Raw genomic sequence first — 14,280 nt, forward strand, 5'->3', positions numbered from 1 at the left:
TCAAATCGCCTCTAGTTCGCTCAAAAAGTCACGAAGATCATCAAAGTCTTCCGCGCTGCCGGCGCGGAAGGTGGCGGCGGCCTGGACATAGGCGCGCAGCGTTTCGGTCTGGAATACTTCCACCAGTGGCACTTCCAGCCCCAGTTCGGCCTGGACCCGCGAGGTGATCTGGATCGCCAGCAGGGAATGGCCGCCCACTTCAAAGAAGTTGTCGTTGAGACCCACTTGCGGCAAGCGCAGCACGTCAGCCCAGATCGCGGCGACCTGCTGTTCAAGCTCGGTTTCGGGGGCCACATAGGCCTGTTGCAACAGGCTGGCGTCCGGCTCGGGCAAGCCCTTGCGGTCGAGTTTGCCGTTGGGAGTCAGCGGCATCTGGGCAAGGAACATGAAGTGCGTCGGCACCATGTAGTCCGGCAGGCGGGTTTTCAGGGCGCGGCGCAGGCTGTCGCGCAACTCGGCCTGATCGGCCAGGTTGGCATCTGCCGGAACCACATAGGCCACCAGTTGTTTGCCAGTCGGGCCATCCTGGGCGACTACGACGGTTTCACCGACGTTGTCCTGTTCACGCAAGCGCGCTTCGATTTCGCCCAATTCGATCCGGAAACCGCGAACTTTTACCTGATGGTCAACGCGCCCGAGGTAGTCCACCACACCATCCGGGCGGCCACGGGTCAGGTCACCGCTGCGATACACGCGGCCGCCGGGTTTGCCGAATGGGTCCGGCACGAAACGCTCGGCGGTCAGTGCCGGGCGCTCCAGATACCCACGGGCCACGCCTTCCCCTCCCAGGTACAGCTCACCTGCTACGCCGATCGGTTGCAGGTTGAGTTGCGAGTCCAGCACGTAGCCACTGCGATTGCCCAACAGCGTGCCAATCGGCGCGTAGACGGCGCCGCACGGATCGCCCTTGCGCGCCTTCCACAGCAATGGCGTGACCACAGTTTCGGTCGGGCCGTAGCCGTTGAACAGGTAGGTCGGCTTGAGTACGCGCCAGGCCAAGTCATAGCTGGCCTGGGCGACGGCATCACCGCCGAAGCAGTACACGCGAACCTTCGGCGGGTTGCCGTCACGCTCGGCATGTTCGGCCAACTGTTGCAGGTACACCGGTGGAAACACCGCCATGGTCACGTTGTGACGATGCATTTGCTGGTAGGTGTATTCCGGCAGCCACAGGCTGTCGTCACGAATCAGCACGCTGGCGCCGTTGATCAACGGGTGCATCCAGCCTTCGTGGGAGCCGTCGAAGGCAAATGACATGAAGTGCAGTTCGCAGTCGGCTGGCGAGGTTTCATAACGCTCGCCGGTAGCAATGATGTGCGCCACCAGTGGACCGTGGGACACCGCCACGCCCTTGGGCATGCCGGTGGAGCCGGAGGTGTAGATCACGTAGGCGAGGTTGTCGCCGTTCAATTCGATCTTCGGCACCGCGTCACTGTGATCGGCCCACTCCTCGGTGCGATCAATCGCCAGGCTATCGAGGCCGTCTGGGATCGGCAGTTGCTGCAAAGCGCTGGTGTGGGTCAGCAGCAACTGCGCGCGGCTGTCCTGCATCATGTACAGCAGGCGATCACGTGGGTATTCGATGTCCAGCGGCACGTAGACGCCACCGGCTTTCATCACCGCGAGGAACGCCACCATGATTTCGGCACTGCGCGGCATGGCGATAGCCACGCGCACTTCGGGGCCAACGCCACGGGCGATCAACGCATGGGCCAGACGATTGGCCTGGCGGTCCAGCTCGCCGTAGGTCAAGGTTTGTGCGTCGAACTTCACTGCCACGGCATCGGGGGTTTCGCGGGCGCGGTCGGCCACTAACTCGTGCACCAGGCGCTCGGCCGAGAAGCCGGCGTCGGCCTGGTTCCACAGCTGGATAATATGTTGCTGCTCTTCGCCGTCCAACAACTGCAACTGCCCAATGTTCTGCTGCTGATCGGCAACCATTGCCTGCAACAGGTTCTGCCAATGGCGCGCCATACGCTTGATGGTCGCGGCCTCGAACAGGTCGGTGGCATAACTCAGCGAGGCACTTAACTGCTCCCGGGACTCTTCGATGTCCAGGGTCAGGTCGAATTGCGCGACCGTCTCGTCCCAGCTCACAGGACTGACTTCAAGCTGGCCCAGGCGTTGCAAATGCTGGCCGGCTAGGCTGATATGGTGGTTGAACGCCACCTGGAACAGTGGGCTCAGGCTCAGACTGCGCTCGGGCTGCAGCGCCTCGACCAGTTGTTCGAAGGGCAAGTCCTGATGGGCCTGGGCTTCGAGCGCGCGGCGCTTGACCTGGGCCAGCAACTGGCTGACGGTGGTGTGCCCATCGATCTCGGCCTTGAGCACCTGGGTGTTGACGAAGAAGCCGATCAGGCGCTCGGTCTCGACCCGGTTGCGGTTGGCAATCGGCACGCCGACGCGAATATCCGGCTGGCCACTGTAGCGATGCAGTAACATCTGATAGGACGCCAGCAACAGCATGAACAGCGTCACACCCTCGCGCTGGGCCAGGGCCTTGAGGCTGTCGAGCAACGGTATTGGCAACGGGATGTTCAAGCGTGCACCGCGATGGGTCGGCACTGCCGGGCGCTGATGATCGAATGGCAGTTCCAGCACCGGTTGCTCGCCACCCAACACTTCACGCCAGTAATCGAGTTGGCGAGTTTTCTCGCCCGCTTCCATCCAGCTGCGCTGCCACAGCGCGTAATCGACGTACTGGATCGGCAGCGCCGGCAGTTGCAGCCCTTCGCCTCGGCTGTAGGCGGCATAAAGCTGGACCAGTTCATCGACCATCACCTGCATCGACCAACCATCGGAAATAATGTGGTGCTGCACCAGCACCAGCACATGTTCGTCTTGCGCCAGGCGCAACAGGCTGAGACGCATAAGCGGGCCCTGGCGCAGGTCGAATGGCTGGGTGATGCTCGCTTCTACCTGGGCTTTCAGACTTGCTTCATCGGCGTCCGCCAAGGCGAGCTCAACCCTTGCTGGCGGGCTGATCACTTGCACGGTGCGGCCGGCATCTTGCTGCAAGTGGGTACGCAAGCTTTCGTGGCGCACGACCAATGTATCGAAGGCGCGCTGCAGGGCGTCGCGGTCGAGTTGCCCTTTGAGGCGCAACGCGCGGGGTACATGGTAGGCCGCGCTGTGGGGGTCCAGTTGCCACAGGAACCATTGGCGCTCCTGCGCATAGGACAGCCCCAGCGGCTGCTCACGTTCGACGCGCTCCATACGGCTGCTTTCAACGTGTGCCTGGGTCAGGCTATGGACAAAAAGGCCCAGCACCGGCTGATCGAACAGGGCTTTCAAGCCCACATCGAGGCCCAGCCCATGACGGATGCGCGAGACGGCCTGAGTGGCCATCAACGAATGCCCGCCGCGTTCGAAGAAGTGGTCATTGAGGCCGACACGTTCGACACCGAGTACTTCGGCCCAGATCGTAGCGATCTGTTGCTCCAGTTCGCTTTGCGGGGCGACGTATTCCCGGGCTTGCAGGTTGGCGTCGACCTTCGGCAGGGCTTTGCGGTCCAGTTTACCGTTGGGGCTCAGGGGCATTTGGTCCAGCAGCATCCACTGCGCCGGCACCATGTAATCCGGCAGATGCTGGGCCAGGTGGGCACTCAGCACATCGCGCCAGTCATCACCGACGTTGTGCAGCACCAGGTAGCCCACCAGGTACTTGCCCTCGACCGCCAGCACGGCGGCTTCCCGGACCCAGTTGTGTTCCAGCAGGCGTGCTTCGATTTCGCCCAGCTCGATGCGCAGCCCGCGCAGCTTGACCTGGTGGTCGATACGTCCGGCGTATTCAATCACCCCATCCTCACGGTAGCGCGCCAGGTCGCCGGTGCGGTACAGGCGCTCGCCTTTGACAAACGGATGCGCGATAAAACGTTCGGCCGTCAAGGAAGGACGGCGGTGATAACCACGGGCCAGGCCAACGCCGCCCAGGTACAGCTCGCCCAGCACGCCGACCGGCACCGGTTCGAAGTGGCTGTCGAGGATGTAACACCCCAGGTTGGCAATCGGGCGGCCGATCGGCACAGCATCGCGGCCTTCGTCCACGCACGTCCAGTAGGTCACGTCGATGGCGGCTTCGGTCGGGCCGTACAGGTTGTAGAGCCCGGCTTGGGGCAGCTTGGCGAAGACCTGCTGCTGGGCGTCCACCGGCAGGGCCTCACCACTGCAGACAATGCGTTGCAGGCTTTGGCAGCTCGACGCCGCCGGGTCCTGCAGGAACGCCTGCAACATCGACGGCACAAAGTGCAGCGTGGTGACCTGCTGCTGATTGATCAGGCTGATCAATTTGGCCGGATCACGATGATCCCCCGGTGCTGCAACCACCAGGCGCGAGCCGGTCATCAATGGCCAGAAAAACTCCCACACCGACACGTCGAAGCTGAACGGCGTTTTCTGCAGCACGGTGTCGCTGGCGTCCAGGCCATAGGCTTCCTGCATCCATTGCAGGCGGTTCAGCAACGCCGAATGACGGTTACCGGCTCCTTTGGGCTGACCGGTGGAGCCCGAGGTGTAGATCACGTAGGCAAGGTTTTCGCCGTCCAGCTCGATGCCAGGGTTGGCATCGCTGTAGGCTTCAAAAGCCGACTCGCCCAGCACCAGGCTTTCCAGGCCATCCGGAATCGGCAGTTGATCAAGCAAATGCGCCTGGGTCAGCAGCAGTTTCACGCCACTGTCGTCGAGCATGTAGGCCAGGCGCTCACGCGGGTATTCCGGGTCCAGCGGCACATAAGCACCCCCGGCCTTCAACACCGCCAGCAGACCCACAACCATTTCGAGGGAACGCTCCACCGCCAGGCCCACCAGCACGTCCGGTCCCACGCCGGCTTCGATCAGGCGATGGGCCAGGCGGTTGGCGCGGCGGTTCAGTTCGGCATAGCTCAGGGACAGCTCGTTGAAGCGCAACGCCGACGCCTCCGGCTGGGCCAGCGCCTGGGCCTCGAACAGCTGATGCACCCACTGTCCTTGCGGATAGTCGCGCTCGGTGGCGTTCCACCCCTCCAGCACCTGCCGGCGCACCGCGTCCGTCAGCGACGGCAACTCGCCCACACGCCGCGGCGTGACACTGGTCAAGCCGTGAAGCAGGTGCTGGAAAGACTCGGCCAACTGCCAAATCTCATCGTCGCCGAACGACTGCACGTCAAAGCTGAACTCGAACTCCAGAGCCACCCCGGCGCTAAGCAGCACCGTCAACGGATAATGGGTCTGCTCAAAATTCTGCACATTACTGAAGGTCAGCCCGGCCGGTGCGCCTTCGGCCAGCGCTGTGGACACCGGGTAGTTTTCAAACACCAGCAGCGTGTCGAACAACGCTGCGCCGCTCGCACCCGCCCAGCGCTGGATATCGAACAACGGCGTATGTTCGTGTTCACGCAGGCTGAGGTTCAATGCCTGCACCTGCTGCAACCATTCCTCCACCCACAACATCGGACTCGGGGTGGCGATAACCGGCAAGGTGTTGATAAACAGACCGACCTGCTGCTCCACCCCCGGCAACCCTGCCGGTCGACCGGATACCGTGGCGCCAAACACCACGGTGTCCTGGCCGGTCTGGCGTTGCAGCAACAACAGCCACGCGGCTTGCACAAGGGTGTTCAGGGTGATTTTGTGGGTCTGGGCAAACCCCTTGAGTTGGTCAGTCTGTGCGATGCTCAGGGCCAGTGTGTAGCTGCCTTTGGCGGACGAAGGATCCGACCCGGGGCCGCGCGCCAGGCGCGTTGGCTCCTGCATCGTGGCCAACTGGTCCTTCCAGAAGGCTTCGCTGGCAGCCGATTCCTGAGCTTGCAACCAACCGATATAGTCACGGTAGTGCCCTTGCAGCGTCGGTAACGGCCGGCCGGCGTAACACTCCAGGACCTCGCCGAACAACTGCGCACGGCTCCAACCATCCAGGAGAATGTGATGATTGGTGTAGATCAGATGGAAGCGATCGGCACCGGTGCGTACCAGTTTCAGGCTCAGCAGCGGCGCCTGCTCCAGCACAAAGCCTTGTGCCCGCGTCGACTCGCTCAACGCATCCAGCGCGGCGTGCTGATCCGGCAGGGCCTGCCAGTCGTATTCGGCGAACGGCAGGCCCGCTACGCGATACACCGCTTGCAACGGCTGCGTCTGGTCCTGTTGCCAGACAAACCCGGTGCGCAGCATGTCATGCCGCCCCAGCACCTGCTCCCAGGCGCGCCGGAACCGAGGCACATCAAGGCCGTGGATGTCGGCGCGCAACTGGCTGACATAAATATCCTCAACGCCCTGCTGGTACAAGCTGTGGAACAGCATGCCCTGTTGCATCGGCGACAGCGGATACAGGTCCTGTACCTCGCGCGATGGGAGCGCCAGATCATCCAGTTGTTCTTGCGTCAGGTGAGCAAGGATCACATCGGCCGGGGTGAACGCACCGTGTTTCGGGTCGACGCAATGTGCGATCAGCGCCAGCAGTTCCTGCTGGAAACCATCCGCCAGACGCTGGACAGTCGCCACCTCGAACATCTCCCGGCTGAACCCCCATTGCAACGACAGCTCGCCGCCATACACCTGCCCTTCCACCGTCAGCCAGTTGGCCAGCGGTGCTTCCGGGTCCTGGGCCTGCCCACTGCCCTGGCTGGCCGGCACGAACAGTGCCGATTCGTTGAACTGGCGGTCGAACTGGCCCAGGTAGTTGAAGGTGATGCGCGGCGCGGCCAGGGTCGACAACGCTTCGCGGGTGTCAGGCGTGCCGAGGTAACGCAACAGGCCGTAGCCAATGCCTTTGTTCGGCACGGCGCGCAGTTGCTCCTTCACCGACTTGATCGCCGCCGACAGTTCGCCCTCGGCGTGCAGGCGCACCGGGTACAGGCTGGTGAACCAGCCGACGGTGCGGCTCAGGTCGATGTCATCGAACAGGTCTTCACGGCCGTGACCTTCCAATTGGATAAGCGCAGCAGGTTGCTCGCTCCAACGGCTGATCACCCGCGCCAGGGCGGTCAACAGCAGGTCATTGACCTGAGTGCGATAGGCCGCTGGCGCGTCTTGCAGCAATCGGCGTGTGTGCTCGGCGTCGAGGCGCGTTTCCAGCTTGGCGCCCAGGCGGTTCTGCAGGCCGCCTTCGGGATGATCGCACGGCAGCTCGGCGTCGATGGCTTGGGCTTGCCAGTACGGCAGTTGCTCATCGAGGGTTTGCGCGTGGCTGTGCAACTGTTGCGCCCAGTGCTGGTAAGCACTGGTTTTCGCCGGCAGTGCCTGTTTGCGGTAGGCCTGTTGCAGGTCTTCAAGCAGGATGCGCCACGACACGCCATCCACCACCAGGTGATGGATCACCAGCAGAACTCGTTGGCTGCCGTCAGCCATGTTCACCAACGCGGCGCGCAGCAATGGGCCTTGGGCAAGGTCGAGGCTGCGCTGGGCTTCATCACACAGCGCCGCCAACTCGGCGTCGGTGCTGGCCTGGCATTGCCACAATAGCGGCTCGCTGACGTAGGCGGCATGGCTCTGCTGCCAGCCGTCAGCCTGCTGCACAAAACGCAGGCGCAAGGCGTCGTGATGCTGGATCAATTGCGCCAGCGCTGCCTCGAGACGTGCGGGCTCAAGCGCCTCGCCGGGCACCAGCAACAAGGACTGATTCCAGTGATGCCGCGCCGGGATCGGCTGGTCGAAAAAACTGTGTTGGACGGGCGTCAGCATGACCTCGCCGCTGACCGGGCCCTGGTCGATCAGGCTGACCTGCTCGAAGCGGGCCACCAGCGCCAGGCTACGAATGCTCTGGCACTGGAACAGGTCACGCGGGCTCAGGCGAATGCCGGCCTGACGGGCGCGGCTGACCACCTGGATGGAGATGATCGAATCGCCGCCCAGTTCGAAGAAGTTATCGTCCTGGCCGACCTGCTCAACGCCCAGCACATCACTCCAGATGGCGGCCAGGGCTGTTTGCAGGTCGCCTTGAGGGGCGACAAATGCCTGCTGCTGCGCCGCATCCGGCACTGGCAACGCCTTGCGGTCGAGCTTGCCGTTGGCGGTCACCGGCAGCTTGGGCAGCGCAATGAAATGCGTCGGCACCATGTATTCCGGCAAGCTGCTGAGCAACCAGGCTTTGAGGTCCGTTGGTGCCTCGCCCTCGTGCACCAGATAGGCAACCAACTGCTTGCCGCCATGTACCAGCACCACGGCTTCGCGCACGTGTGGATGTTGCATCAGGCGCGCTTCGATTTCGCCCAGTTCGATACGCAAGCCACGCAACTTGACCTGATGATCGAGACGGCCAAGGTATTCGATCACCCCATCGGCGCGTTGGCGCACGCGGTCTCCGGTGCGATACAGGCGCTGGCCCGTGACGAACGGGCTGGGCACAAAACGTTCGGCGGTCAACGCCGGGCGTCGGTGGTAACTGCGCGCCAGGCCGACGCCGCCGAGATAGAGCTCGCCACTGACACCAGCCGGCACCGGGTTGAGTTGCGCGTCCAGCACGTAGGTGCCGAGGTTGGCGATGGGGCGGCCGATTGGCACGCTGTCGACGCCTTCGTCAATGCAGGTCCAGTGCGTGACGTCGATGGCCGCCTCGGTCGGGCCATAGAGGTTGTACAGCGCCGCAGCGGGCAACTTGGCGAACACTTGCTGTTGCGCATCCAGGGGCAAGGCTTCGCCGCTGCACACAATGCGCGTGAGGCTCGCGCACGCCTGTACGCCCGGTTCATGGATAAACGCCTGCAGCATCGAGGGTACGAAGTGCAAGGTGGTGATGGCGTGCCGGCCAATGGTGTCGATCAGGCGCGCCGGTTCACGGTGCTCCCCAGGCGCCGCCACCACCAGACGTGCGCCGGTCATCAGCGGCCAGAAGAACTCCCACACCGACACATCAAAGCTGAACGGGGTTTTCTGCAACACCGCGTCATTGGCTCCCAGGCCATACGCCTGTTGCATCCAGCTCAAACGATTGACCAAGGCGCGATGGCTATTGCCGGCGCCTTTGGGCTTGCCGGTGGAGCCCGAGGTGTAGATCACATAGGCCAGGTTCAGGGCATGCAGGGCCACGTTCGGCGATTGGCTGCTGTAGCCGTCGAGCCATAACGCCGGCTGGTCCAGGGCGATCACCTGGATACCGGCGACGGGCAGCGACGCCAGCAGGCTCTGCTGGCTGAGCAGCAGTTGTACGCCGCTGTCTTCGATCATGTAGGCCAGGCGTTCCTGAGGGTACTCAGGGTCGAGGGGTACGTAGGCGCCACCGGCCTTGAGAATCGCCAGCAGGCCAACCACCATTTCGATGGAGCGCTCGATGCAGATACCCACCAGCACGTCGGGCCCTACGCCCTGCTCGCCCAAGGCATGGGCCAACTGGTTGGCGCGTGCATCCAACTGCGCGTAGGTCAAGGTGGTGGTACCGAACACCAGTGCCGGTGCATCAGGGCTGCGCCGCGCCTGGTCTTCGATCAGGTGATGAATGGCGCGCTCGGTCGGGTAGGCCTCGGCGGTCTGGTTCCAGGTGTGGACCAGCCGTTGCTGTTCACCCGCATCGAGCATGGGCAATTCGCCGATGCGCTGTTCGCCATCGAGCACCATGGCCTGCAGCAGGCGGGTCCAGTGCCGGGCCATGCGCTCGATGGTGGGCGTATCGAACAAGTCATTGGCGTAGGTCAGCGCCGCATGCAGGGTGCCGGACTTTTCATAGGTGTCCAGGGTCAGGTCGAACTGGGTGGTGCGGCCTTGCCATTCAACCAGTGCCAATTCCAGCCCCGATGCGGTGCTGACCGAGGCGATGTCGGCAACTACCGGTTGGTGGTTATACATCACCTGGAACAGCGGCGTGTGGCTCAGGCTGCGCTCGATTTTCAGCGCTTCCACCAGACGTTCGAAGGGCAATTCCTGATGAGCCTGGGCGCCCAGGGCATGCTCCTTGATCCCTTGCAGCAACTCGGCAACCCGGGTTTGCCCGCTCAGTTCGGTGCGCAACACCTGGGTGTTGACGAAGAAACCGATCAGCCCCTCGACTTCGGTGCGATTGCGATTGGCAATCGGCACACCGACGCGGATATCGCCCTGGTCGGTATAGCGGTGCAACAGCACATTGAAGGCGCCGAGCAGCAGCATGAACAGAGTGACATTGTGTTTTTGCGCGCAACTGCGCAGTTGCACGGCCAGCGCCGGCTCAATCGCGAAGTTATGCCGTGTGCCCTGGTAGCTGGGCATGGCCGGCCGCGGGTGGTCGGTGGGCAGTTCCAGTACCGGATGCTCATCACCCAGGCGGGCCTGCCAGTATTCCAATTGGCGTGCCTGCTCGCCCGCTTCCAGCCAGCGACGCTGCCACAGGGCGTAGTCGCTGTACTGGATGGGCAGCGCCGGCAGTTGGGGCGCTTCGTTGCGCTCATGGGCGTCATAGCAACGGATGAACTCGTCGATCAGTACATTCATCGACCAGCCGTCGGAGACGATGTGGTGCAGGGTCAGCAGCAGCACGTGTTCCTGCTCGGCAAGCTTGAGCAGTTGCACGCGCAGCAGTGGCCCGTGTTCCAGGTCGAACGGCAACAGCGATTGACGGGTGGCGGCGGCGTTGACGGCCTGCTCCCGCGCATCAAAGGCCAAGGCCGTGAAGTCCAGGTGCTCGACGGTCACCGACGGCTCCACCGCCACCTGCGCCAGCCGCTCATCGGCCTGACGCTGGAACACCGTGCGCAGGGTTTCGTGCCGCGCCACCAGGCTGGCGAACGCTTGCTCCAGCGCTGGCAGGCTCAACACGCCACTTAAACGAACCGCGCCGGGCAAATTGTAGGCGCCGCTGGCCGGGTCCAACTGCCATAGAAACCACATGCGCTGCTGTGCGTAGGACAGCGCCTGGCGGTCCTCCACCTCCACCCCTGCCGGAATCGGAAACCTTGAAAAGTCCACGCCTTCTTTCTGCAAGGCTTGCAGGAACAATTGGCGCTTTTCCAGGGGCAGCCCGATAAACCGGCGAGCAAGTTTCAAGGAGTCTTCAGCATTCATTTCTTGGAATCCGGGGCAATAGGCGGGAAGCACAAAGGCACGTCGTCCCTATAAAACGAACCGGGCGGGGAAAAATTAGCGGGGGGATGGGAGGCGTCGAGTGAGCTGTCATCAGGGGTTACATCAATCCTCGGGAAGCGACGCGAACCTGGGCTAGCATTGACGAACACCACTTTTTGCAACTACATTTAGTTACACGCAGGGCACGCCGTGTCCAAAAATGAAAAGCTGCTCGCCAAACTGCTCAATGAGCACATGGCATTTACCTGGTCTGAGCTCGTCACGTTATTCCGCCGATTGGGATACACACAGATTGAAGGGGCTGGAAGCCGGGTCAAGTTCGACATGGGCGACCCCAGTGCAATGATCACCCTGCACAAGCCTCACCCCGGCAACGAACTGAAACACTACATTCGGCGCCAGATCATCGAACAATTGAAATCAGGAGAACTGATTCCATGAATAACCAACTGAAACACAAAGGCTACATCGGCTCCATCGAAGCCAGCCTCGAAGACAACTGCCTGTTCGGCAAGATCCTCTTCATCAAGGCGCTGGTGAGCTACGAAGGCAAGACCGTCGCAGAGTTGGACGCCGCGTTCAAAGAGGCGGTGGAGGATTACCTCGCAACGTGCCAGGCCCTGGGACAGACACCCGAAAAACCCTGCAAGGGCTCCTTCAACGTGCGTGTCGGCCACGACCTGCACCTGGCTGCCGCCCTGGCGGCGACTCGAAAAAAAGTGACGTTGAACGACCTCACGCGCCAGGCGCTCAACGAGTTCCTGCTGCAACATGGCGCAGAGGGGCTTGCCGCCGTTTGAACGCGAGCGTGCGGGCCAGGCGCCAGCGTCCCTGGGGTCTTTCGAGGCTGGGGACGGGCGCCAGAAGCTGGCTCATGGTGCGTCCTTATCCCTTTCTCCAACCAAATTGATTCCAAACAGAACTAACCGATCCAATTGTATTTTTCGTCCGGGCTTCTAGATTGAAAAATCACACGCCTTCCTTTCCTGACCCTTGGTCCGCAGTAACGTCCAATGGCATAGACACGCGGAGTCTTGCTATGAACGACATCACCCCACACTCAGCCCCGCCAAAAACCACAACCCGCCTCCAGCTTCCGGCCCTTGAATGCCCGCTACCGCTACGGGTCGATGAGGCGCTGGGCGACCGCATCAATGAGCTGTTAGTGGGATGGGTGCGGCGAACCGGTATTTTCAAGGGCCAAGTGGCGCACGTAAGGGCCTCGAATTTCGGACGTTTCGTGATGCTGTGCCACCCCGACACCGACGACGTGCAACGCCTGTTGTTGGCGGCAAAATGCATGGCTGCATTGTTCGCGGTGGACGATTACTACTGTGACGACGAACGACGGGGCGCCAACCCCACGTTATTGGGCGCGCGGTTATCACGTGCGCTGGCCACAATGGACAAGGCTTACCTGAACCCACCCCACGATCGCGCACTGAAACACGCCCTCGAAGATGACCCGGTGCTGCGTGGCCTGAAAGGCTATATGAGCCATCTTGACCGCTACAGCACGGCGTCCCAAAAGGCGCGCGTACAACACGAGACCATCGCCATGTTCGTCAGCATGAGCGCAGAAGCGTCATGGCGGATCGAACACAGCCTGCCCCAAATCTGGGAGTACCTGGCGCATCGCCAGGTCAACAGCTTTATCCCGTGCATGGCCCTCATTGATATCGTTGGCGGCTATGAGCTTGAGGCCGATATCTATTTCTCTGCGCCTGTGCGTGAAGTGGTAACACTGGCCGCCAGTACAACCATGATCGTCAATGACCTGTTTTCCGCCGCCAAAGAGCAACAGCCTGACCTCAGTGATTTCGATCTGCCCTCGTTGCTCGTACACGAACAGGGCCATTCGTTTCAGGATGCACTGGCGCTTAGTGCAGACATTCACAACGCACTCATGCGTCGCTACGAAACCAAGGAAAGACGAGTGCTGAAACACGCCTCGCCTTCGCTCCAACGGTTCCTCGGTGGCGTAAAAGCCTGGCTGGCTGGCAACTACGAATGGCACCGGTACAGCGCTCGCTATCATGTGTGAGCCGACCCGACATTCAGCTCAAACGTCGATACCCCAACACGGCTGAGCCCATGACGATGCCCCCCGCCGCCAGCGCCACCCAAAACCCGCTGGTGGCGCCAAAGTGGTCGATCATCCACCCTGAACTGGCGGCGCCAATGGCCACGCCGATACTCAGGCCGGTAATCAGCCAGGTCATGCCTTCGGTCAGGCGGCTGGCCGGGACGATCTGCTCCACCATGGCCATCGACACAATCAAGGTGGGCGCGAAGAACAGCCCGGAGATAAAGATGGCAGCGGCCAAGCCGGGAATATTGCTCACCAGCAGCAAGGGCAAGGTGGTCAACGCCGTGGCTACGCCGCAGTACAGGAACTGGCGTGGCAACGGTGCCTTGAGTTTGAGGGCACCGAAGGCCAACCCGGCCAGGCACGAACCAATGGCATACACCGACAGCACGATACTCGCCGCCGCTGGCTGGCCCTGATGCTGGGCGAAGGCCACGCTGACCACATCCACCACGCCGACGATCACGCCCATGGCCAGCAGCAAAATCATCAGGATCAATACCGACGGTGAAGCAATCAGCCAGCGACCGTGCGCGCCCTGATGCGCGTGTACCGGTGGCTCGGTTTGCCGTTGCAGCACAAAGGTGGTGACGCCCACCGCCAGCAACAGCGCCGCCACCAAGGGCCCGGCTTCTGGGAACACCGCCACGCTCAACCCCACCGATATGGGGGGGCCGATGATGAAGCACACCTCATCGAGCACCGACTCCAGGGCAAACGCGGTTTGCAGCCTGGGCTGGCCACGGTACAACTCGGTCCAGCGTGCCCGCACCATGGCCGACATATTGGGCATGCAGCCCGCCAGCGCGGCGAACAGAAACAGCGTCCAAGTCGGCGCCTGCAACCGCGTACACAACAGCAACATCAAGAGCGCGCCGCCGCCGATCAGCGCGGCAATCGGCAGCACCCTGCCCTGGCTGTAGCGGTCCACCCAACGCGACACTTGCGGCGCGCAAACCGCCGTGGCCAGGGCGAACACTGCCGCCACCGAACCGGCCAGGCCATAGCCGCCATGCACCTGGGACAGCATGGTGATCAGGCCGATGCCAGTCATGGATATCGGCATGCGCGCCAGCATGCCGGCGAGTACAAAGGCCCTGGCGCCGGGGACCTGGAATAATTCAGCGTAGGGGTTTGCCATCCTGCTTGACCTCTTGCTCGACGCCCTGGGCTTGCTATCTGAAACCATCAGGGCAGAATACATACGGTGCGTATGTGGCAGATCATGC

General features: G+C 62.3%; 5 protein-coding genes. 3 read left to right on the top strand and 2 right to left on the bottom strand.

Going from position 1 to position 14,280, the window contains the following annotated elements; translation table 11 throughout:
* Entirely contained in the window at window positions 1–10,941 is a 10,941-nt protein-coding gene (locus tag HU731_RS03785) for a non-ribosomal peptide synthase/polyketide synthase (RefSeq protein WP_217894831.1), read from the bottom strand.
* A gap of 210 nt (window positions 10,942–11,151) precedes the next feature.
* Here HU731_RS03785 and HU731_RS03790 point away from each other — a divergent pair, with 210 nt between their 5' ends.
* From HU731_RS03790 to HU731_RS03800, 3 genes are all read left to right on the top strand, one after another.
* Window positions 11,152–11,403 (top strand): type II toxin-antitoxin system HicA family toxin, encoded by a 252-nt coding sequence (locus HU731_RS03790; protein ID WP_186608048.1) that lies wholly within the window; start codon window positions 11,152–11,154, stop codon window positions 11,401–11,403.
* Window positions 11,400–11,762, top strand: coding sequence for a type II toxin-antitoxin system HicB family antitoxin (locus tag HU731_RS03795; protein WP_186608047.1), 363 nt, complete (start codon window positions 11,400–11,402; stop codon window positions 11,760–11,762). Before HU731_RS03790 ends, HU731_RS03795 begins: the two co-directional genes overlap by 4 nt.
* Window positions 11,763–12,001: 239 nt before the next feature.
* Window positions 12,002–13,006 (top strand): terpene synthase family protein, encoded by a 1,005-nt coding sequence (locus HU731_RS03800; protein ID WP_186608046.1) that lies wholly within the window; start codon window positions 12,002–12,004, stop codon window positions 13,004–13,006.
* A gap of 13 nt (window positions 13,007–13,019) precedes the next feature.
* Here HU731_RS03800 and HU731_RS03805 read toward each other — a convergent pair whose 3' ends face one another.
* On the bottom strand, window positions 13,020–14,192 hold the full coding sequence (locus HU731_RS03805; protein ID WP_186608045.1) for an MFS transporter: 1,173 nt from the start codon (window positions 14,190–14,192) through the stop codon (window positions 13,020–13,022).
* Between the last annotated feature and the right edge of the window lie 88 nt (window positions 14,193–14,280).

The organism is Pseudomonas salmasensis, from assembly GCF_014268375.2.
GTDB classification, from domain to species: domain Bacteria; phylum Pseudomonadota; class Gammaproteobacteria; order Pseudomonadales; family Pseudomonadaceae; genus Aquipseudomonas; species Aquipseudomonas salmasensis.